Annotated in this window: 15 protein-coding genes; 5 read left to right on the top strand and 10 right to left on the bottom strand. The window is 65.4% G+C overall.

All coding sequences use genetic code 11. The features are described 5' to 3' along the window. Positions 1-204: 204 nt before the first annotated feature. The gene (gene cadR, locus FEM01_RS10695; RefSeq protein ID WP_138219401.1) at positions 205-648 is read right to left on the bottom strand and encodes a cadmium resistance transcriptional regulator CadR; all 444 of its coding nucleotides are present in this window, start codon (positions 646-648) and stop codon (positions 205-207) included. Between the two features lie 82 nt (positions 649-730). Here cadR and FEM01_RS10690 point away from each other — a divergent pair, with 82 nt between their 5' ends. Then, a complete protein-coding gene (locus FEM01_RS10690) occupies positions 731-2,986 on the top strand; it encodes a heavy metal translocating P-type ATPase (RefSeq protein ID WP_138219400.1) in 2,256 nt (751 codons plus the stop codon). Between the two features lie 73 nt (positions 2,987-3,059). Here the strand turns inward: FEM01_RS10690 and FEM01_RS10685 are convergent, their stop codons facing one another. After that, positions 3,060-4,424 carry a GTPase/DUF3482 domain-containing protein gene (locus FEM01_RS10685; RefSeq protein ID WP_138219399.1) on the bottom strand — a complete coding sequence of 455 codons (1,365 nt, stop codon included), beginning with the start codon at positions 4,422-4,424 and terminating at the stop codon, positions 3,060-3,062. Beyond that, entirely contained in the window at positions 4,417-5,808 is a 1,392-nt protein-coding gene (locus FEM01_RS10680) for a DUF2868 domain-containing protein (RefSeq protein ID WP_138219398.1), read from the bottom strand. The genes FEM01_RS10685 and FEM01_RS10680 overlap by 8 nt, the downstream gene beginning before the upstream one ends. A gap of 54 nt (positions 5,809-5,862) precedes the next feature. On the opposite strand from FEM01_RS10680, the gene FEM01_RS10675 reads away from it, so the two are divergent. Continuing rightward, the gene (locus FEM01_RS10675; RefSeq protein WP_138219397.1) at positions 5,863-6,378 is read left to right on the top strand and encodes a dihydrofolate reductase; all 516 of its coding nucleotides are present in this window, start codon (positions 5,863-5,865) and stop codon (positions 6,376-6,378) included. A gap of 287 nt (positions 6,379-6,665) precedes the next feature. Continuing rightward, positions 6,666-7,724, top strand: coding sequence for a haloacid dehalogenase-like hydrolase (locus FEM01_RS10670; RefSeq protein ID WP_138219396.1), 1,059 nt, complete (start codon positions 6,666-6,668; stop codon positions 7,722-7,724). A 150-nt stretch (positions 7,725-7,874) separates the two neighbouring features. Here FEM01_RS10670 and ilvD read toward each other — a convergent pair whose 3' ends face one another. Both ilvD and FEM01_RS10660 read right to left on the bottom strand, forming a co-directional pair. Beyond that, complete coding sequence (gene ilvD / locus FEM01_RS10665) at positions 7,875-9,716, bottom strand: dihydroxy-acid dehydratase (RefSeq protein WP_138219395.1); 1,842 nt, start codon at positions 9,714-9,716, stop codon at positions 7,875-7,877. Positions 9,717-10,063: 347 nt separating this feature from the next. After that, complete coding sequence (locus tag FEM01_RS10660) at positions 10,064-11,260, bottom strand: class I SAM-dependent rRNA methyltransferase (RefSeq protein ID WP_138219394.1); 1,197 nt, start codon at positions 11,258-11,260, stop codon at positions 10,064-10,066. Positions 11,261-11,490: 230 nt separating this feature from the next. Here FEM01_RS10660 and FEM01_RS10655 point away from each other — a divergent pair, with 230 nt between their 5' ends. Continuing rightward, positions 11,491-12,309: an HDOD domain-containing protein gene (locus FEM01_RS10655; RefSeq protein WP_171030936.1), complete on the top strand. Its 819-nt coding sequence runs from the start codon at positions 11,491-11,493 to the stop codon at positions 12,307-12,309. A 3-nt stretch (positions 12,310-12,312) separates the two neighbouring features. After that, positions 12,313-13,125 (top strand): bifunctional DNA-formamidopyrimidine glycosylase/DNA-(apurinic or apyrimidinic site) lyase, encoded by an 813-nt coding sequence (gene mutM / locus FEM01_RS10650; RefSeq protein WP_138219392.1) that lies wholly within the window; start codon positions 12,313-12,315, stop codon positions 13,123-13,125. Positions 13,126-13,256: 131 nt separating this feature from the next. Here the strand turns inward: mutM and FEM01_RS10645 are convergent, their stop codons facing one another. From FEM01_RS10645 to tssE, 5 genes are read right to left on the bottom strand one after another with little or no spacing between them, the layout of a single operon-like run. Then, complete coding sequence (locus FEM01_RS10645) at positions 13,257-15,185, bottom strand: type VI secretion system Vgr family protein (RefSeq protein WP_138219391.1); 1,929 nt, start codon at positions 15,183-15,185, stop codon at positions 13,257-13,259. Between the two features lie 11 nt (positions 15,186-15,196). Further along, entirely contained in the window at positions 15,197-17,872 is a 2,676-nt protein-coding gene (tssH, locus tag FEM01_RS10640; RefSeq protein WP_138219390.1) for a type VI secretion system ATPase TssH, read from the bottom strand. Beyond that, on the bottom strand, positions 17,865-18,914 hold the full coding sequence (gene tssG / locus FEM01_RS10635; RefSeq protein WP_138219421.1) for a type VI secretion system baseplate subunit TssG: 1,050 nt from the start codon (positions 18,912-18,914) through the stop codon (positions 17,865-17,867). The genes tssH and tssG overlap by 8 nt, the downstream gene beginning before the upstream one ends. After that, positions 18,878-20,740, bottom strand: coding sequence for a type VI secretion system baseplate subunit TssF (gene tssF / locus FEM01_RS10630; RefSeq protein WP_138219389.1), 1,863 nt, complete (start codon positions 20,738-20,740; stop codon positions 18,878-18,880). Before tssF ends, tssG begins: the two co-directional genes overlap by 37 nt. After that, complete coding sequence (gene tssE / locus FEM01_RS10625) at positions 20,737-21,252, bottom strand: type VI secretion system baseplate subunit TssE (RefSeq protein WP_138219388.1); 516 nt, start codon at positions 21,250-21,252, stop codon at positions 20,737-20,739. The genes tssF and tssE overlap by 4 nt, the downstream gene beginning before the upstream one ends. Positions 21,253-21,296: the final 44 nt, after the last annotated feature.

The following is a 21,296-nucleotide window of genomic DNA, read 5'->3' as shown; positions in this document are numbered from 1 at the left end:
GCCTGAGCTGACGCATTCGCGGGCAAGCCCGCTCCCACAGGGTACGCGGCGCGCTTGCGAAATCAGTTCTCTGCGCGACAGCGCAGCCCTAAGGGCTGGGTGATCTCCCACAGGCACACCGCAGGGTTTGGAATCAGCGGTACACCTGTGGGAGCGGCGGTTCGGCGTCCCGACTTGCCCGCGAAGGCATTTGTACAGACACCATCAATGCCCGTGGCTACGCCCCACATGCGAATGCTCCACCTCTGGCATCGACACCGCCCCGTTGGTCTCCAGTTGTTGCAGAATCACGCACTCCGCCCCCTGCGCGCTGCACTGCCTGCGCAAGTCCACCAGTTGCTCCTGCAACGCCACTAGTCCGTCGATCCTGGCCTGCACATGTTCGATATGCGCGTCGATCAGCGCATTCACGCTGCCGCACGAACCTTCCGGGCTGTCGCGCAGGCGCAGCAGGCTGCGGATTTCATCCAGGGTCATGTCCAGGGTGCGGCAGTTGCGGATGAACGTCAGCCGCTCCACATGGGCCTGGGTGTAGAGCCGGTAGTTACCCTCGGTGCGGGCAGGCTCTGGCAGCAGTTGCTCGCGCTCGTAGTAGCGGATGGTTTCCACTGCGCAGTCCGTGGCTTTGGCCAGCTCTCCGATCTTCATGGCAAATCTCCAGCGAAGGGGTTGACCCTATAGTGGCTACAGGGTGTTCACTTGGCAACAGGCTCCCTTTAAGGACGAACCCATGAACCAGCCCGTCAGCCACGACTCCCCGCACGACCACGCGCATGATCACGCCCATGGCCATTCAGGCCAACACGCAGGCCACGCCCACCACTGCTGCGCCAGCAAGGCTGCGCCGGCCTTGGTGCAACTGAGCGAACATGCCAGCGCCAGCGCGCAGCTCAGTCGTTTTCGCATTGAGGCGATGGATTGCCCCACCGAACAGACGCTGATCCAGGACAAGCTCGGCAAGCTCGCTGGCATCGAGCAGTTGGAGTTCAACCTGATCAATCGCGTGCTTGGCGTGCGCCACACCCTCGATGGCACCGCCGCCATCGAGCGGGCCATCGACAGCTTGGGGATGAAGGCCGAGCCACTGGCCGCCGACGACGAAGGCATAGCGCCGCCAGCGGTGAAGAATTCGGTTTGGCCATTGGCTTTGTCGGGTATTGCGGCGATCGCCGCCGAAGTCGTGCATTTCTCTGGCGTTGCGCCGGAGTGGATTGTAGCGCTGCTGGCCTTGGCGGCCATTCTCGGCTGTGGCCTTGGCACCTACAAGAAAGGCTGGATCGCCCTGAAGAACCGCAACCTCAACATCAACGCGCTGATGAGCATCGCCGTGACCGGCGCCGTGCTCATCGGCCAGTGGCCGGAAGCGGCGATGGTGATGGTGCTGTTCACCATCGCCGAGCTGATCGAGGCCCGCTCGCTGGACCGGGCGCGCAACGCCATCAGTGGTTTGATGCAGTTGGCGCCGGACATGGCCACCGTGCAGCAGCCCGATGGCCAGTGGCGTGAGGTAGACGTGCGCGACGTGGCCATCGGTGCACGGGTGCGGGTGCGTCCGGGGGAGCGTATCGGCCTGGACGGCGAGGTGCTCAGTGGGCAATCCAGCGTCGATCAGGCGCCGATTACCGGCGAAAGCCTGCCCGTCGAGAAGGCGGCGGGCGACAAACTGTTCGCTGGCACGATCAACCAGGCCGGCGCTCTCGAATACCGGGTGAGCGCCGCTGCCGGCCAATCGACCCTGGCGCGCATCATCAAGGCCGTCGAGCAGGCCCAAGGCGCTCGCGCGCCGACGCAACGCTTCGTCGACCAGTTCTCGCGCCTCTATACCCCCGTGGTGTTTGTCGTGGCGTTGGCGGTTGCGCTGATTCCACCGCTGCTGATGGGCGACGCCTGGTTCGACTGGATCTACCGCGCCTTGGTGCTGCTGGTGGTGGCCTGCCCATGCGCCTTGGTGATTTCCACTCCGGTGACCATCGTCAGCGGTTTGGCTGCTGCGGCGCGCAAAGGCATTCTGATCAAAGGCGGCGTCTACCTGGAAGGTGGGCGCAAGCTGGACTACCTAGCCCTGGACAAGACCGGCACCATTACCCACGGTAAGCCTGTGCAAACCGACAGCCAGGTGCTCGACCCGCGCTTTGAAGGCCGTGCCCAGGCCCTCGCCGCCAGTTTGGCGGCCCGCTCCGACCATCCGGTATCCGGCGCCATCGCGCAGTTTGCCAAGGCGCACGGCATTGCGCTGAGTGACGTCGAGGGGTTCGCGGCCTTGGCCGGCCGTGGTGTGCGCGGCGACATCGATGGTCAAACCTATCACCTGGGCAATCACCGTCTGGTGGAGGAGTTGGGGTTGTGCTCGCCTGCGCTTGAAGTGCAGTTGGACGCTCTGGAGCGCCAGGGCAAGACCGTGGTCTTGCTGCTCGACCGCAGCGGCCCGCTGGCGCTGTTCGCTGTGGCCGACACGGTCAAGGACAGCAGCCGTCAGGCAATCGCCGAGCTGCACGCGCTGGGCATCAAGACCATCATGCTGACCGGCGACAATCCGCACACCGCCCAAGCCATCGCCGCGCAGGTCGGCATCGACCTTGCCGAAGGCAACTTGCTGCCGGCCGACAAGTTACAGAGCATCGAGAACCTGTACGCCCAAGGCCACCGCGTAGGCATGGTGGGTGACGGTATCAACGATGCGCCGGCCCTGGCCCGTGCCGAGATTGGCTTCGCCATGGCTGCCGCCGGCACCGACACCGCCATCGAAACGGCCGATGTGGCGCTGATGGACGACGACCTGCGCAAGATTCCGGCGTTCGTCAGGCTGTCGCGTCAAAGCGCGGCCATTCTGGTACAGAACATTGTCCTGGCGTTAGGCGTGAAGGCGCTGTTCCTGGCGATCACCTTCACTGGCACGGCGACTCTGTGGATGGCGGTGTTCGCCGACATGGGGGTGAGCCTGCTGGTCGTGTTCAATGGCCTGCGCCTGCTGCGCAGCAACGCCTGAGGCGTCGAGGCTTGCCGTGCGCCTGCGCCGGCATGAGTGTCAGGTGTAGGCCCGGCGCGCCGGTGTTGTGGCGTCAGAGCTGGGCCACCAACGCCTCCAGCTGTTCCTGGCGTTGGGCCTGATTCACCCTGGAGCCAGGGTTCAGGGTCGACCACTGCGGATGCGCCCGGGCTTTACCCAGGGCGTCGGGCAGCTTGCCCTCGCGCCAGGCTTTTTCATCCGGTATGGCCAGGCGAATGCTGTCCTGCGCCGCATGCCCGCGGCTGTCGAGTGCCACCATCAACTGCTGCTGACGCAACGCCAGCAGGCGCAGCACCGTGTCGTCCACGGTCAGTTCGCGCTGGCCTTTGAGCTTGCCCATCAAGCGTGCGCCGTAGTTGCGCGCCGTCTGTAACGCGCCCCCGGCAATCGCGCCAGCCAGGGCTGCGGCCCCCAAGGTAAGGCCACCGACCAGCAGGTCCACGCCCGCGCCGGCCGCAGCGCCTGCGGCCACCCCGCTGCCCAAGCGCACGCCCAGCAGTTTGAGTGTCTCGGGGTTGAACAGGTCATCGCCCCAGCGGCCGTCGAGCAGCGGCAGATCAGCGGCGTTGGCGTCCTCGCGACGGAAAGCGTACAGCTTGAGCAGCGCTTCCACGCAGCGTTGCTCGCGTTGGCGTACGTCCTGGCGCAGGGCTTCGATGGCGCGGGCTTCGGCGCCAGGCTCGGTCTCGACGCTGCGTCGGCAGGCGGCGCAGTCGAGCAACAGCTCGGCGATCAGGCGTTTGCCGCTGCGCTGCCGGTCCAAGCGCTGGGCCTGCTGGTCGTCGATCAGCCGTTGCAGCGCCGGACGGGCTTGTTCGAGCAGCAGGGCCAGGCTCTCGTACAGGCGGCGCTCACCATCCTCGGGCGGGGCCACGCTGTCGAAGCGCACCAGTGCATGCAGGCCAAGGCGCGCCAGGGTTTCGCGCCATTGCACTTCGCGGTGCGACGGGCTGGCGACGAAGTTGAGCACCGGCAGCAGCGGCTTGCCGCAACCGGCCAGCACTTGGAGTTCATCGCGGTACTTGGCGAGGACGGGTTCGCGTGCATCGATCACGTAGAGCCCGGCATCGCTGGCCAGCAACTGGCGCAACACCTTGGCTTCTTGCTCGAAGCGCTGGCGCGCTTCGCTGCCCTGCAGGAACCGCTCAAGACGCGCAGGGCCGTCCAGACGCTCGCCGGGGCGCTCCAGGCGTTCGAGGTAGTCGAGCAGAGCGATGGCGTCTTCCAGGCCGGGGGTGTCGTATAGCTCCAGCAGTGGCTGGCCGTCCACCGACAGACGCGCGCCCTCGACGTGACGGGTGGTGCTGGGGCGGTGCGACACCTCGCCAAAGCCGACATCACGGGTCAGGGTGCGCAGCAATGAGGTTTTGCCGACGTTGGTGTGCCCAACCACGGCGAGTTTCAGCGGCTCAGTCATGGCCATGCTCCAGCCAGGTCAGGGGCGAGGTGTCGGCGTGGGGCAGGCCCAGGCGGTCGAGGGCCTCGTGCCAGTCACCCAGGCGTGCAGCGTCCAGGGCTTGGCCGGGCAGCGGCTGGAGCAGCCAGATGCGCGTGGCGCCTGCATTGCGCGCCAGCTCGGCGAGCAGCGCCAGGCTACCGCGATCCGCTGAACGGCGCGGATCACAGGCAATGGCCAGGCGTGCCGGAGGAAACCGGCTGAGCTGCTCCAGCAACTTGTGGCGCGATTCGCGGCTGTCCAACACGCCTGCGTGGGTGATGCCAGTGGGCAGGGCGGGTGGCCAGGGGTGCTGGTCGTCCAGCTCCAGCCCGACCAACAACGCGCCGCTGCTCCCGCTGTCCAGTTGTCCGGCCTCCAGGTGTGGCAGCGCGTCGGGGGCGACGTCCTGCACACCTAGGCGCTCGCTGCGCGGCATCAGGGCTTCGCGCAACTGCGCGTAGCCGGGCAGGTTGAGGTCCAGCGTCAGACGTGCGCGGCCCTGGCGCCAGCGCCACAGGCACAACGCCGCCAGCGCCAGGCGCGGCAGCAGGCCATACACCAGCACTACTCCAAGCAGCCAGCTGGCCCAGGCCTGGCGCGCCCCATCCAGGGCTGGCAGGGTGGCGCCGCTGGCGCGGATCATCGCCTCGTCAGGCAACCCGAAGCCCAGCAGGGAGGGCAGTGCGCCCAAGGCGCGAGTCAGGCTGATGAACGGTTCGGCTGCCAGCAGGGTGGTTTCCCAGACGAAGCCATAGCGTCGGGTTGCCAGCAGCGCCAGCAGCATGCCCAGCGCCGCGAGCATCGCCAGCATCCACAGGCCATGTACCAGCAGGCCCAGTAACCAGCGGTTCAGGCGTTGGCGTTGTAGCAATACCAGCAGTGCTGGCGCCAGCTGCGCGGCCTTGGCGTCACGGGCGAAGCGTTCGCTGAGCCACAGCCACACGCGGCCCAACGCTGCGCCGTGCTCGCCGGCCAGGCAAAAGCCCAGCGCCCAGCCGATCAACAACAGCAGGTCCAGCCCCAGCAGGCTGCCCAAGGCCCAGAACACGTTCACCGGTCGCTGGCCATCGCCCAGCGCAGCCAGGCCAAGACCTGCGCCGCTGAGTACGGCCAATACCATCAAGGCCAGCAACGCCAGGCGCGCGCCTTGTTTCCAGTGGCGCAGCGCGTCGGTCATGCCGTCGCGCTCGGCCAGCCACAGGGCGCGGGTCTCGATGCGCGCCGCCAGATCGCCGCCCTGCTGGCGGGCGTGACGGTTGGCCTCCTGATCCTCCAGGGGGCCTGCGTGTTCCTCGCGCAGGCGCACCGCTTCGGTGAGCCAGCGCTTGTCGAGTGGGGTCGGTGCGGTCACAAGCTCTTCCATTGCACAGGTCAGGGGGCAAGCATAACCCACGCGCCCGGTGCTATCCTCGCCGGCATGACTACCTCACTTCCCCTAAGCCTGATCGCGGCGCTCGCCGAGAACCGTGTGATCGGCATCGACAATTCCATGCCCTGGCACCTGCCGGGGGATTTCAAGTATTTCAAGGCCACCACCCTCGGCAAGCCGATCATCATGGGGCGCAAGACCTGGGACTCGCTGGGCCGTCCGCTACCGGGGCGGCTGAATATCGTGGTCAGCCGCCAGGCAGGCCTGGCGCTGGCCGGCGCCGAGGTCTTCGCCTCGCTGGAGCAGGCGCTGCTGCGTGCCGAGCAGTGGGCACGCGAGCAGGGCGTCGATGAGCTGATGCTGATCGGCGGCGCGCAGTTGTATGCGCAGGCGCTGGAGAAGGGGCTGGTGAGCCGCATGTACCTGACCCGTGTGGAGCTGTCGCCGCAGGGCGATGCCTGGTTCCCTGAATTCGATCAGCAACAGTGGGCGCTGACGTCGAGCGAGGCGCAGGCTGAGGAAGGCAAGCCTGGGTATCACTTCGAGGTGTGGGACAAGCGTTGAGATTGTCGCGGCGCAAGGCTGCTTCTGCAGGGCCTTGCGTACGGTGATCAATGCCGCGTCAGCAGGCTCAAAGACAGGGGCTGGTTCGGGAAAAAGCAAAAATGCTAACAGCCTGAAAGCAAACGGGTTTATATCCAAAAGTAATGGTGATAGTCGTTTTTTGAATAACCAGGTGTCGCTTTTGGCGGTGCGCGTGACGCTGAGGGCTGTTCTGGGGTCGGTACGGAGTGTCCGTTTGTCACCAAACCGGTCTAGGGTGAACGGCCACGTCTTAGGGAGATGCCTGTATGAAGTCTGCTTCGAAAATCCTCGCCGGTAGCCTGGCCCTGTTGCTGAGCGCCAGCAGTTGGGCCGCCACCGAACTCAAGCACTGGCCTGCCGAGGCCGCCAGTCAGCTCGACGCGATGATCAAGGCGAACGCCAACAAGGGTAACTACGCGGTGTTCGACATGGACAACACCAGCTACCGCTACGACCTTGAGGAGTCGCTGCTGCCGTTCATGGAGAACAAGGGTCTGCTGACTCGCGACAAGCTCGATCCTTCGCTCAAGCTGATCCCGTTCAAGGACACCGCCGAGCACAAGGAAAGCCTGTTTAGCTATTACTACCGGCTGTGCGAGATCGACGACATGGTCTGCTACCCCTGGGTGGCTCAAGTGTTCTCAGGCTTCACCCTCAAGGAGTTGAAGGTCCAGGTGGACGAGCTGATGGCCTCGGGCAAGCCGATCCCCAGCACTTATTTTGAAGGCGACCAGGTCAAGTCCATCGAGGTGCAGCCGCCGAAGGTCTTCAGCGGCCAGGCCGAGCTTTACAACAAACTGATGGAGAACGGCATCGAGGTCTACGTGATCTCTGCCGCGTCCGAAGAGCTGGTGCGCATGGTCGCATCCGATCCCAAGTACGGCTACAACGTCAAACCCGAGAACGTGATCGGCGTGAGCCTGCTGCTCAAGGACCGCGCCAGCGGCCAGTTGACCACGGCGCGCAAGCAGATCAGCGCTGGCCATTATGACCCCAAGGCCAACGAAGGCCTGGAGCTGACCCCGTACCTGTGGACCCCTGCCACCTGGATGGCAGGCAAGCAAGCGGCGATCCTCACCTATATCGATGAGTGGAAAAAGCCGGTGCTGGTTGGCGGCGATACCCCGACCAGCGATGGCTACATGCAGTTTCATAGCGTCGATGTGGGCAAGGGCGGCATCCACCTGTGGATAAACCGCAAGGCCAAGTACATGGACCAATTGAACGGGATGATCAGCAAGCATGCGGCGGCGCAGGCCAAGGAAGGGTTGCCGGTAACGGCGGACAAGAACTGGGTGATCGTGACGCCGGAGCAGATTCAGTAAGCGTTACGTTGCTCCTGCGCCACCGCCTGTAGGAGCGGCCTTGGGCCGCGAACACCGGCGCAGCCGGTGCCATCCATCTCAAATGTCCGACTCCAGGCATAAAAAAACCGGCGCTCAGGGCGCCGGTTCTTGTTTCAGCCAGTCAGCGACTCACAGCCCGTCCAGCATCGCCTTGTTGCGCACCGCACCTTTGTCGGCGCTGGTGGCCAGCAGGGCGTAGGCTTTCAGTGCAGTGGTCACCTTGCGTGGGCGGACTTCGGCCGGTTTCCAGCCTTTCTTGTCCTGCTCGACGCGGCGTTGGGCCAGCTCTTCATCGCTGACCAGCAGGTTGATCGAACGGTTCGGAATGTCGATCAGTACCTTGTCGCCGTCCCGGACCAGGCCGATGGCGCCGCCTGCGGCCGCTTCCGGCGAGGCGTGGCCGATGGACAGGCCCGAGGTGCCGCCCGAGAAGCGACCGTCGGTGAGCAGGGCACATGCCTTGCCCAGGCCCTTGGACTTCAGGTACGAGGTCGGGTACAGCATCTCCTGCATGCCCGGGCCGCCTTTCGGGCCTTCGTAGCGGATGATCACGATGTCGCCGGCCTTCACTTCGTCGGCGAGGATGCCGCGCACGGCACTGTCCTGGCTCTCGAAGATCTTCGCAGTGCCTTCGAACACATGGATCGACTCGTCCACGCCGGCAGTTTTCACCACGCAGCCGTCCAGGGCGATGTTGCCGTACAGCACGGCCAGGCCGCCTTCTTGCGAGTAAGCGTGCTCGAAGCTTCGGATGCAGCCGTTCTCGCGGTCGTCGTCGAGGGTTTCCCAACGGGTCGACTGGCTGAACGCGGTCTGCGTCGGGATGCCGGCCGGGCCTGCCTTGAAGAAGGTGTGCACGGCTTCGTCATCGGTCTGGGTGATGTCCCACTTGGCGATGGCTTCTTCCATGCTGCGGCTGTGTACGGTCGGCAGGTCGGTGTGCAGCAGGCCGCCACGGGCCAGCGAACCGAGGATGCTGAAGATGCCACCTGCGCGGTGCACGTCTTCCATGTGGTACTTCTGGATGTTCGGCGCCACTTTGCACAGCTGCGGTACCTTGCGCGACAGGCGATCGATGTCGCGCAGGTCGAACGCCACCTCACCTTCCTGGGCGGCGGCCAGCAGGTGCAGGATGGTGTTGGTCGAGCCGCCCATGGCGATGTCGAGCATCATGGCGTTCTCGAACGCCTTGAAGTTGGCGATGCTGCGTGGCAGCACGGAGTCGTCGTTTTCGCCGTAGTAGCGTTTGCACAGCTCAACGATGGTGCGACCTGCGGTGAGGAACAGCTGCTCGCGGTCCGAGTGGGTAGCCAGCGTCGAGCCGTTGCCCGGCAGGGCCAGGCCCAGCGCTTCGGTCAGGCAGTTCATCGAGTTGGCGGTGAACATGCCGGAGCACGAACCACAGGTCGGGCAGGCGCTGCGCTCGTATTCGGCGACTTTTTCGTCACTGGCCGAGGAGTCGGCAGCGATGACCATGGCGTCGACCAGGTCCAGGCCGTGGCTGGCCAGCTTGGTCTTGCCGGCTTCCATCGGGCCGCCGGAGACGAAGATCACCGGGATGTTCAGGCGCAGGGCGGCCATCAGCATGCCGGGGGTGATCTTGTCGCAGTTGGAGATGCACACGATGGCGTCGGCGCAGTGGGCGTTGACCATGTACTCGACGGCGTCGGCGATGATCTCGCGGCTCGGCAGCGAATACAGCATGCCGTCGTGGCCCATGGCGATGCCGTCATCCACGGCGATGGTGTTGAATTCCTTGGCCACGCCACCGGCGCGTTCGATCTCGCGGGCGACCAGCTGGCCCAGGTCCTTCAGGTGCACATGGCCTGGGACGAACTGGGTGAACGAGTTGGCGATGGCGATGATCGGTTTCTTGAAGTCTTCGTCCTTCATCCCGGTGGCGCGCCACAGGGCACGGGCGCCGGCCATGTTGCGGCCTTGGGTGGAGGTCTTGGAACGATAATCAGGCATGGAGCGCTCCTGGCGGCTAAATCACGTCACAAAATTGGGGAGTGAGCTTCTCTTGTCCTGAAACGCCGAAGGCCGGTTGCCGCTGGCAAGGAGGGGGGCCGAAGTCCGCGCGGGATCGCCGCAGGCTCGACCGGAGCTCATAAACCCGCCGGGGATGTCTGGCGATGAATAGCGCCGATTCTACACCGCTGGCGCGGCGAGGGAATGCTTGAGCTACAAGTGGCAAGCTACAAGCTGCAAGACAGGAGCGTGCGGGCGCACAATCGTTGCTTGCAGCTTGCAGCTTGCAGCTTGCAGCTTGCAGCTTGCAGCTTGCAGCTTGCAGCTTGCAGCTTGCAGCTTGCCGATCAGCTATTGGGCAGCAACCGGCAGGTGATGCTCTTGATGTAGCGGGTTTCGCCGATGGCCGGGTGAACCGGGTGGTCCGGGCCCTGGCCGCCGCGTTCGAGCAGTTGCAGGTTGCGGTCCAGGTGGCGGGCGCTGGTCAGCAGGATGTTGTGCAGGTCGTCCTCGGGCAGGTGCATCGAGCACGACGCGCTGACCAGGATGCCGTCCTTGCTCAGCATGCGCATGGCCTGTTCGTTGAGGCGGCGGTAGGCGGCCTCGCCGTTCTTCAGGTCTTTCTTGCGTTTGATGAAGGCGGGCGGGTCGGCAATGATCACGTCGAAGCGCTCTTCGGCGGCCTTGAGTTCGCGCAGGGCCTCGAACACATCGCCCTCGATGCAGGTCAGCTTCTCGCTGATGCCGTTGAGCGCGGCATTACGCTCGACGCCATCCAGGGCGAAGCCCGAGGCATCTACGCAGAATACCTCGCTGGCACCGAATGCGCCGGCCTGCACGCCCCAGCCACCGATGTAGCTGAACAAGTCGAGCACGCGCTTGCCCTTGACGTAGGGCGCCAGGCGCGCGCGGTTCATGCGGTGGTCGTAGAACCAGCCGGTCTTCTGGCCGTCACGCACCGGGGCTTCGAACTTCACGCCGTTCTCTTCCAGGGCGACCCAGTCCGGCACTTCGCCGTAGACGGCGTCGACATAGCGCGGCAAACCTTCGGCGTCGCGCGCGGCAGAGTCGTTCTTGAACAGGATGCCGCTGGGCTTGAGCACCTGCACCAGGGCGGCGATCACGTCCTCTTTGTGCGCTTCCATGGTGGCCGAGGCCAGCTGGACCACCAGGATGTCGAAGAAGCGGTCGACTACCAGCCCCGGTAGCAGGTCGGAATCGCCGTACACCAGGCGGTAGCAGGGCTTGTCGAACAAGCGCTCGCGCAGCGACAGGGCCACGTTGAGGCGGTGCACCAGCAGCGACTTGTCCAGCGGCAGCTTGGCATCGCGCGACAGCAGGCGAGCGCAGATCAGGTTGTTCGGGCTCATGGCTACCACGCCCAGCGGCTTGCCGTTAGCCGCTTCGAGAATGGCCTGCTGGCCGGCCTTCAGGCCCTGCAGCGGGGTCGCGGCAACATCGACTTCATTGCTGTAGACCCACAGGTGGCCGGCGCGCAGGCGGCGGTCGGCATTGGCTTTGAGACGAAGACTGGGCAGGGACATGACGTCGCTCCGGGAAAAAAGAGCGGGAGTATAACGTGTTGCCCCCGCGTTCGGCGCGGGGTGCGACCAAGTGTGCGGCTGGCAGTTCGATGAAAACTGGAACGAACGATCCACTCAATGGATGCCCTGGCGACGTCCAGGGTTTAGAATCCCCCGTCCCCAAGGAGTACGCAGCCATGTCCCAGGAACTTACCGCCGAACAGATCCAGCATGCCTTGCAAGGCATCACCATTCCGCCACAGCCGCAGATCATGGTCGATCTGCAGTTCGAGCAGTACATGCCTGACCCGGACCTGGAGACCATCGCCAAGCTGATTTCCCAGGACCCCGGCCTTGCCGGCGCCCTGCTCAAGCTGGTCAACTCACCGCAGTTCGGCCTGGCCAACAAGATCGGTTCGATCCAGCGCGCGGTGAACCTGCTCGGCAGCCGTTCGATCATCAACCTGATCAACGCCCAGTCGATCAAGGGCGAGATGAGCGACGAGACCATCGTCACCCTCAACCGCTTCTGGGACACCGCACAGGATGTGGCCATGACCTGCCTCACCCTGGCCAAACGCACGGGTATCCAGGCCCCTGACGAGGCCTACACCCTGGGCCTGTTCCATGACTGCGGTGTGCCCCTGATGCACAAGCGCTTCCCCAACTACATGGAAGTGTTGGAGGAGTCCTACGCCAATACGGGCGAAGATACCCGCGTGGTCGACACCGAGAACCGTGCGTTCAATACCAATCATTCGGTGGTTGGCTACTTCACCGCCAAGTCCTGGCGTCTGCCCGAGCACATCAGCTCGGCCATCGCCAACCATCACAATGCCTTGGCGGTGTTCCGCGACGAGTCCTCGCGCAATACCCAGACCCAGCTGAAGAACCTGCTGGCGGTGCTGAAGATGTCCGAGCACATCTGCGCCTCCTACCGTGTGCTGGGTAATCAGAGCGTGGATCATGAGTGGAACGTGGTCGGCTCGTTGGTGCTGGACTACATCGGCCTGACCGAATACGAATTCGAGCAGCTCAAGCAGAACATCCGCGAACTGGGCGGGCACTGACCGATGCCGGAATTGCCCGAGGTCGAGACCACCCGCCGGGGTATCGCCCCGCATCTGGAAGGCCAGCGCGTCAGCCGCGTGGTGGTGCGTGACCGGCGTTTGCGCTGGCCGATTCCTGAAGACCTTGATGTGCGCCTGTCGGGGCAGCGCATCGTCACCGTCGAGCGGCGCGCCAAGTACCTGTTGATCAATGCCGAGGTGGGCACTTTGATCAGTCACCTGGGTATGTCCGGCAGCCTGCGCCTGGTGCAACAGGGGCTACCTGCGGCCAAGCACGAGCATGTGGATATCGAGCTGGAGTCGGGCTTGATGCTGCGCTACACCGACCCACGGCGCTTCGGCGCGATGCTCTGGAGCCTCGACCCGCTCAAGCATGAACTGCTGCTGCGCCTGGGGCCGGAGCCGTTGACCGAGCTGTTCGATGGTGAACGCCTGTTCCAGCTGTCGCGGGGCCGGGCGATGGCGGTCAAACCGTTCATCATGGACAACGCGGTGGTGGTGGGCGTGGGCAACATCTACGCCACCGAGGCGCTGTTCGCCGCGGGTATCGACCCACGCCGGGCGGCGGGCGGGATTTCCCGGGCGCGCTACCTGAAGCTTGCGATCGAGATCAAGCGCGTGCTGGCGGCGGCTATCGAGCAGGGCGGCACCACCTTGCGCGACTTCATGGGTGGGGATGGGCAGCCGGGGTATTTCCAGCAGGAGCTGTTCGTCTATGGGCGCGCCGGGCAGCCGTGCAAGGTGTGTGGCAGCGAGCTGCGCTCGGTAACCCTGGGCCAGCGCGCCAGCGTGTTCTGCCCGCGCTGCCAGCGCTGAATTGCGGCCTTTTCAAGCTGGCGCAATCCCTTGTAGGAGCGGTCTTGTGCCGCGAAAGGGCTGCGCAGCAGCCCCGGGCTATTTCAGCTTTTGCGCTGACAACCTGGGGGGCAGCCCAGGCAAGCGGGTGGCTACTTCTTGAACACCTGCTCCACCCGCCCGCTGATCTCGCCCTTGTCGCCCTGCCCGGACGTCTTGGCCACCGGGCCGCCGCCTAGGTTCAGGTCGAGCTGGCCACCGGTGTTGATGATGCCGTTCTCCCCGGCATGCACATTGAAGTTCTCGCAACTGATGTTGATTGTGCCGTCGGCCTTTAGCTCGATCACGCTCTTGCCGCACACCAGACGAATCTTGTCGCCAGCGTCCATCACGTAGTTGGCGCCAACGCTGTCGCGCTTGTTGCCGCCGACCTGCAAGGTGTCATGCTGGCGCACCGTGCGGATACGGTCCTGGCCGATGGTCGCGACCTCCACCAGGCCCACGGTCTTGACTCGGCTGATCCCCACCGACAGCGTCTGGTTCTGCTCCACCACGCTGTCCATGTTGCGCTCGGCGTGCACGTACAGCTGTTCGGCGCCCTTCTTGTCCTCCATGCGGATTTCATTGAAGTTGGCCGGCGTACCGCCCTTGCTCGAACGGCTCTTCATGCCGCTTTGCGTCGCGTTGCCGGGCAGGTCGTAGGGCACCGTCTGTTCGGCGTTGTAGACCCTTCCGGTGATGATCGGGCGGTCCGGATCGCCTTCGAGGAAGCTGACGATGACCTCCTGGCCAATCCGCGGCACCTGGATCGCCCCCCAGCTCTTGCCTGCCGTGGCCTGGGAGACGCGGATCCAGCACGAGCTGTTTTCGTTGGACTGGTCGTGGCGGTCCCAGTGGAAGTGCACCTTCACCCGCCCGTACTGGTCGGTCCAGATCTCCTCGCCAGCCGGGCCTACCACCACGGCGGTCTGCGGGCCCTTGACGATAGGCCGCAGGGTGCTGGCGACCGGTCGGTAGCTTTGCTGCGCGTCGATGCAGCTGAGGTTGCTTTCGAACTGCGGTCCGCCGCTGCCACCGCCGCTTTCCAGGCGTTCCTGATGCACGTAGTAGCGCGCCGCGACGATCAGGTACTCGCGGTTCTGGTCCTGGCGGCTGAAGCCCTCCAGGCTGAACAGGTGGCCGCTGCCCAGGCCGCGGGCATTGCCGCGCAGCTCGATACGTTCGTGCAGGCTTTGCAGGGCCTCCAGGCGCGTGCGCGCATAGTGCTCGCCATCCTGGGTCTGCGCGTAGGCGCCGGGATAGTCGTACAGCGGGTAGTCGCCGGCCTGGTGCGGGCGCGGCATGGCCGAGCGTACGTCGATGCGTGCGCTGGGGCGCTGGAAGTCGTAGTCGTTGAGTTCGAACGACCCCGGCTGGACTTCCTGGGCCAAGTGCCAGTCGTTGATATGATCGCGCTCTCGGTGCTGGCCGTCGGGCGGGTAGTACGGCACGCTGGCATAGCCCGGTGCGGTCTGGTGCGCGCCATAGGCGTCGGCCAGTACCAGCACGTGGCGCTCCTGCTCGTGACGGAAGAAATAGTAGATGCCTTCTTCTTCCAGCAGCCGGCTGACGAAATCGAAGCTGCTCTCGCGGTACTGCACGCAGTATTCACGCTCGCGGTAGGTGCGGCTCAGGGCGTCTTCGAAGTCCGAGAAGCCCAGGTCGCGGAACACCTGCTTGACGATCTGCGGCACGCTCAGGTGCTGGAAGATCCGGCAGTCGCTGGTGCGCGTCAGCAGCCACAGCCACGGTCGTAGGGTCACCCGGTAGCTGGCGAACTGGCCGCGGTCCACCGACTGGCTGCACCGCGCGACGATGCCGTGAAAGTGCCGCGAGTTGCCCACGCTGACCTGCACGCTCAGGCTCATGGGCTTGCCCAGCAGTTGGTTGAGGTCGATGGCCGGGTCGTCGCTGGTCACCTGCAATTCGTAGTCGAACAGCCGGCCAAGTTCCTCGCTGCCGCCCATTTCGGCAAGGATCAGCTTGTCCGGCCCCAGTGGGCTGTTGATCTGCGCAAGGCGCGTGAACTGCTTGAACAGCATGATCGTTCCTGTCAGTCGGCGGCGCCGAAGTCATAGTGCAGGTCGTTGTCGCGGCGGCTGATGCTCACGCTGGCCAACGGTTTGCCTTCGAGCATGCGCGTCAGGAACTCGCGGCTCATGTCTGGCAGCAGGCCGTTGGTAAGGATGGCGTCGATCATTCGGCCACCGCTTTCGGTTTCGGTGCAACGCGACACGATCAGCTCCACCACGCCATCATCGTAGGTCAGGCCAACCTTGTGGGTGGCTTGCACGCGCTTGCGGATGCGCTCCAGTTGCAGGCGGGTGATGGCTTGCAGCATGGCGTCGCTGAGCGGGTAGTAGGGGATGGTCACCAGGCGGCCGAGCAGCGCGGGCGGGAAGATCTCCAGCAGCGGCTGGCGCAAGGATGTAGCCACCGTCTCCGGGTCGGGCAGCGCCTGCGGGTTGCTGCAGGTGCGTGCGATCAGCTCGGTGCCGGCGTTGGTGGTGAGCAGGATCAGGGTGTTACGAAAGTCGATCTGGCGGCCTTCGCCGTCTTCCATCACGCCCTTGTCGAATACCTGGAAGAAGATTTCGTGCACGTCGGGGTGGGCTTTTTCCACCTCATCGAGCAGCACCACGCTATAGGGGCGACGGCGCACCGCTTCGGTCAGCACGCCACCCTCGCCGTAGCCCACGTAGCCAGGCGGGGCGCCCTTGAGGGTGGACACGGTATGGGCTTCCTGGAACTCGCTCATGTTGATGGTGATCAGGTTCTGCTCACCGCCATACATGGCCTCGGCCAGGGCCAGCGCGGTCTCGGTCTTGCCCACCCCGGAGGTGCCGGCGAGCATGAACACGCCGACCGGCTTGTTCGGGTTGTCCAGGCCCGCGCGGGAAGTCTGGATGCGCTTGGCGATCATCTTCAGCGCGTGGTCCTGGCCGATGATGCGCTTGGCTAGGTGCGTATCCAGGTTGAGCACCGTCTCGATCTCGTTGCGCGCCATGCGGCCCACCGGGATGCCGGTCCAGTCGGCGACCACCGACGCCACCGCCTGGTAATCCACGGTCGGCAGGATCAGCGGGCGCTCACCTTGCAGTTCGCCCAGGCGCTGTTGCAGGTCGATGAGTGTTTCGCGCAGCGCATGGCTGCCTTGGGCGTCCACCTCTTGGTCCACCACACCCACCTGCTCGCGTAGCTGCGCACGGGTGGCCAGCAGTTCGTCCACCAGGGCCTTTTCTTCGGCCCAACGGCTTTCCAGTGCGGTCAGGCGCTCGCGCTCTTCGGCCAACAGGGTTTCGGCCTGGGCCTGGCGCTGACCGGTGGCTACGCCGATGGCCGTTTCGCGGGCGATGATCTGCAATTCGACTTGCAGCGCTTCGATGCGCCGGCGGCTGTCGTCTACCTCGGCCGGTACGGCGTGCAGGCTGATGGCCACGCGGGCGCAGGCGGTATCGAGCAGGCTGACCGATTTATCTGGCAACTGGCGCGCCGGAATATAGCGGTGCGAGAGCTTCACGGCGGCTTCCAGGGCTTCGTCGAGGATCTGCACCTGATGGTGCTTTTCCATGGTCGAGGCCACGCCACGCATCATCAGCAGCGCCTTTGCCTCGCTCGGCTCGTCCACCTGCACCACCTGGAAACGTCGTGTCAGGGCCGGGTCTTGCTCGATGTGTTTCTTGTACTCGGCCCAGGTGGTGGCGGCCACGGTACGCAGGCTGCCGCGCGCCAGGGCGGGCTTGAGCAGGTTGGCGGCATCGCCCGTGCCGGCAGCGCCGCCAGCACCGACCAAGGTGTGGGCCTCGTCGATGAACAGGATGATCGGCTTGGGTGAGGCCTGCACGTCCTCGATCACCTGGCGCAGGCGCTGTTCGAACTCGCCTTTCATGCTGGCGCCGGCTTGCAGCAGGCCAACGTCCAGGCTGCGCAGCTCGACGTCCTTGAGCGCTGGAGGCACGTCGCCGGCGACGATGCGCAGGGCGAAGCCTTCGACCACCGCGGTCTTGCCCACGCCCGCCTCGCCAGTGAGGATCGGGTTGTTCTGGCGGCGGCGCATGAGGATGTCCACCAACTGGCGGATCTCCTCGTCGCGGCCGACGATCGGGTCGAGCTTGCCACTGCGGGCCTGTTCGGTGAGGTCGACGGTGAAGCGCTTGAGCGCCTCCTGCTTGCCCATCGCCGCCGGAGCCACGGCACCGCTGGCCTCGCCCGGCACACCCGCACTGAAGCCATCGCTGGCGGTCAGGTTGTTCTCGGGCGAATCGCCCACGTATTCGTCGAAGCGCTCGCTCAGGGCGTCGATCTTCAGCTTGGCGAACTCGCTGGACAGCCCCAGCAACGCGTTGCGCAGGCTCGGGGTCTTGAGGATGCCCACCAGCAGGTAGCCGGTGCGCACCTGGCTTTCGCCGAACATCAGGCTGCCGTACACCCAGCCACGTTCGACCGCCTCTTCCACCTGCGACGACAGGTCGGTGATCGAGGTTGAGCCGCGCGGCAGGCGGTCCAGGGCGTCGGTCAGGTCGCGCGCCAGGCGAGCAGGCTCGACATTGAACTGGCGGATGATGCGGTGCAGGTCGCTGTCTTGCAGTTGCAGCAACTGGTGCAACCAGTGCGCCAGCTCGACATAAGGGTTACCGCGCAGCTTGCAGAAGACGGTGGCGGCCTCGATGGCCTTGTAGGCGACGCTGTTGAGCTTGCCGAACAGCGCGGCGCGGCTGATTTCACCCATGGTCCTGGCTCCTTGTGTGTGGGGCGGCGACCGGCTGCTCGGCGTAGTGCCGGGCAAGCTTCAAGTCGCGTGCATCGTGCGAGGGGCGGCCGACCCAGGTATCGAACCCCAGGCGCTGGCCAGCATTGAGTTGCAGCGCAGGCACTTGAGCCTGCGCGAGGATGAGGTTGAGGTCCCAGTCCAGCTCCTGGCCCAGGTACTCGGCGACCCATGCGGCCAGCTCGACGAACGCCTGCCCGCCGGGCAGCAGGGCGTGGTACTGGTCGAGGCTCAGCGGGCCCAGGCACAGGCGGAACTTGTGTTGACGGTCCCACACGTAGCGGCCCAGGCACAGGTCGACGCCCAGGCGGTTGGCGCGCACCCCCAGTTGGCTGCGTTCGGGCAGTTCCAGCCACTGGCCGACGTACTCTTCAAGCCTCACGGGTACGCCGAAATACGCCGCCAGGATGCTGCACAGGCCATCCGGGTAACGGGTTTGCGCGGCTAGGTGGCCGGACCAATGTAGCTTGGCGGTGTCGGCCAGCGGCCCCTGGCCTTGCAGTTCAGGCTGGCCACGACCGCTCAGGGCGGCCAGGCGCGCCGCCCAGTAGTCATCACCCGGACGGTCGTGGCTGACGGTCGGCCGCGCCTCGGCCCAGGCGCGATAGAACAGGCTTAGCAGGCGGTGATGGAAGATATCCAGAAAGCGCTTGCTGGTCGGATCGGCGTGGTTGCGCTGGCGCTCGCGCATGTACTCGGTCAGGTGCAGCGGCAGCGGGCCGTTGGGCCCGCCCAGGCCGAAGAAGAACTGCTCCAGGCGCGCCGGGCCGTCTGCTTGCGCGGTGACCGAGGCCAGCGTGGCCGGGGCGAAGCTGCAATCCAGGCGCTGGCCCAGGCGCACCGGTTCATCGGCCAGGCGCAACGAGTGGCCGAAGCGCGGCAGCGCCGGGTTTTCCGCCTCAAGGCGGCGCAGGGCCTGGAAGAAGTCGTACTCCCAGGGCTCGGTCTGCATGGCCTCTAGCGTGTTCACAGGGTCGGCCTGCGTCCGGGCTTGGCGGTCCAGCGCATGATCTCGCCACGTTCGCTGGTACGCAGCACGGTTTCGGTGAAGCTGTTGATCGACACGTAGCGGGTCAGGAAGCGCTCGAACACCGCCCCGAGCAGAAACACGCCGGTGCCACGGAAGGCGTTTTCGTCGAAGGTCAGGGTGATCTCCAGGCCTCGGCCGAAGACGATCGGCCCCGGCATCGGCAGGCGCCGGGTGCAGGGCTTGCTGCTGACCTCGCACAGGCCGTCGATCTGCAACTGCAAGGCGCTGTCGTGCGGGTCGCCGTACAGGCGCAGCAATTCCCGCAAGGCGGCGGCACCTTGGCCCTGCTCGGCCAACGACAAGTAGTTCAGCGACAACTGGCTGATCAGGCGCCAGGCGCGGTTGTCGTGGGCGTGGCTGGCCTTCGGTCGGCTGGGGCCGGCCAGGCAGCGCACGGCGGCCACCGGTGCGCTGTCGGCCAGGCTGAAGTCGCTGCGTCCGTCGCCCACGTTCATGAACAGTGGCAGGTCGCGGTTGCTGCACAGGGCGCTGATGCCCAGTTGGCGCAAGTCGTGGCGGTACGGCGCCTGTTGGCCATCGACCAGGCTGACGAACGTCTCGCTGCCCATGTAGCTGGAGCGCGTGCCGTTTCGCCGTTGCTCGCTGGACAACACGCGCGGCTCACGGCGCACGATGTAGTAGGCCTGGTCGCGACCATAGCGCGACGGGTCGCGCACCGCGTAGAACGGCAGGAACGACTGGTCGGGGCCGGTGCCGTGGCCCGTCACCTGTTGCAGTGAGTGGATTTCGAAATCGGTAGGTCGGGTGCGGTCGGCGATTACATGATGCTCATTGACCCGGTCGGTCAGGTGGATGCGGTCCACGCGCCGGGGGAACAGGTTGATCGCCGGGGTACAGAACGGCACGAACTGGCTGGCGCCGACACTGCTTTCCAGGCTTTGCTCGAAGCGCTCGAACAGCACCAGCAGTTCCAGCTCCTGCCCGTCGCAGCGCTTGACCGCACGCTCCAGGCCGGCGAAGTCGATGAACAGAAAACGCTGCGGCAGGGCGAAGTATTCCTGTAATAAGCGATAGCCCTGGAAGGCCTGGGGCACTACTGGCAGGGCGGCTTCACGGTCATCGAAACCACACGGCAACAGGGCTTCGTGCACCGGGATGCGCTCGACCCAGTCGGCCCCAGGCTGGCGCACGAACACCGCGCAGGCACTGCCCAGCAGTTGTTCGTAGAGGCGGAACGGGGTTTCGTCGGCGCCGTTGAGATACAGCGGCAGATGGCTGAGCGGCAGGCTGTTGAACGGGGTCTCGGCGCCGCTGCGTAGGGTCAGGCGCAGGCCTGCGCGGGCCTTGGGCTCGCTGGCAGCCAGGCGCCCGAGCACCGCGCCGGGGTTGCCGAAGTATTCGGCACGCGCCACGTGCAGCGGCCAAAGGGTCACGTCCTGGGTGCTGCGAAACTCGCACGGGGTCTGCGAGTTGCGGCCCAGGTTCGCCCGCAGCACGCTGCCGCGCGGCAGTGCGAAACCTGCCGCCAGCGAACCTTCGTCGGGGTCGGTTTGCAGTTGTACCACGGTCATCGACGGAGTCGGCGCCAGGTAGTGCGGGTAGGCGATTTCCAGCAGGTTGTGAGTGAAAGTCGGGTACTCGGCATCGAGCTTGAGCTGCACCCGCGCAGTCAGGTAAGCGAAGCCTTCGAGCAGCCGCTCCACGTACGGGTCGGCGCATTCGACGCCCGACAGGGTCAGGCGTGAGGCAATCTTGGGGTATTCCCGGGCGAACTCGGCGGCTCCCTCGCGAATGTGCTGCAACTCCTGGTTGTACAGTTCGAGCAGGCGCGGGTTCATGCACGTCTCCGGCGTTCAGCGGGGGCCACGCGCACATGGCCTGACTCCAGGTCCACCTCGGTGTGCAGCAGCAACGGCAGTGCTGCAGGCTGGGCCCACAGGTCGCCCTCGATCTCGAAACTCAGGGCATTGGCGTTCATCTCGCCGGGTGCGGCCTGGGCGCGCACTTTCAGGGTGTGGGCGAGGATGCGCGGCTCGTAGGTGGCGATGGCTTGGTGGATGATGCGCTCCAGCGCGGTGAGGTCGATGTTCGAGGCGCTGTTGCCGGCCAGCGCGGGCAGGCCGTAGTTGAGCACCGACGCACCGGCCGGGGTGTTCAAGGTGTCGATGCGGTCGAGCAGGGCGGTGGTGTTGAGTAGCCAGGCCAGGTCGCGCAGCACCGATGTCTTGAGCTGCTGCAGGCTGAGCACGCGCTTGTCCGGGGCTTCCTGCGGGTTGCCCGGATCGTCGTCGGTAAGGCGATCGAGCAGCGAGGGCTGCAGGCGGTCGCGGCTGGCGATTTCGGCTACCACGGCGGTGATCTCTCCCTAGGGGTGTTGCAGTGCTGGGGCGCTGT

It is taken from the genome of Pseudomonas mosselii, from assembly GCF_005796105.1.
Lineage (GTDB): Bacteria > Pseudomonadota > Gammaproteobacteria > Pseudomonadales > Pseudomonadaceae > Aquipseudomonas > Aquipseudomonas mosselii_C.
This window is presented reverse-complemented; position numbering and strand designations above follow the sequence as displayed.

What these genes read in the sequence shown, in the direction of transcription:
- cadR (WP_138219401.1), bottom strand. Translation starts at nt 648, where the DNA reads ATGAAGATCGGAGAGCTGGCCAAAGCCACGGACTGCGCAGTGGAAACC.
- FEM01_RS10690 (WP_138219400.1), top strand. Translation starts at nt 731, where the DNA reads ATGAACCAGCCCGTCAGCCACGACTCCCCGCACGACCACGCGCATGAT.
- FEM01_RS10685 (WP_138219399.1), bottom strand. Translation starts at nt 4,424, where the DNA reads ATGACTGAGCCGCTGAAACTCGCCGTGGTTGGGCACACCAACGTCGGC.
- FEM01_RS10680 (WP_138219398.1), bottom strand. Translation starts at nt 5,808, where the DNA reads ATGGAAGAGCTTGTGACCGCACCGACCCCACTCGACAAGCGCTGGCTC.
- FEM01_RS10675 (WP_138219397.1), top strand. Translation starts at nt 5,863, where the DNA reads ATGACTACCTCACTTCCCCTAAGCCTGATCGCGGCGCTCGCCGAGAAC.
- FEM01_RS10670 (WP_138219396.1), top strand. Translation starts at nt 6,666, where the DNA reads ATGAAGTCTGCTTCGAAAATCCTCGCCGGTAGCCTGGCCCTGTTGCTG.
- ilvD (WP_138219395.1), bottom strand. Translation starts at nt 9,716, where the DNA reads ATGCCTGATTATCGTTCCAAGACCTCCACCCAAGGCCGCAACATGGCC.
- FEM01_RS10660 (WP_138219394.1), bottom strand. Translation starts at nt 11,260, where the DNA reads ATGTCCCTGCCCAGTCTTCGTCTCAAAGCCAATGCCGACCGCCGCCTG.
- mutM (WP_138219392.1), top strand. Translation starts at nt 12,313, where the DNA reads ATGCCGGAATTGCCCGAGGTCGAGACCACCCGCCGGGGTATCGCCCCG.
- FEM01_RS10645 (WP_138219391.1), bottom strand. Translation starts at nt 15,185, where the DNA reads ATGCTGTTCAAGCAGTTCACGCGCCTTGCGCAGATCAACAGCCCACTG.
- tssH (WP_138219390.1), bottom strand. Translation starts at nt 17,872, where the DNA reads ATGGGTGAAATCAGCCGCGCCGCGCTGTTCGGCAAGCTCAACAGCGTC.
- tssF (WP_138219389.1), bottom strand. Translation starts at nt 20,740, where the DNA reads ATGAACCCGCGCCTGCTCGAACTGTACAACCAGGAGTTGCAGCACATT.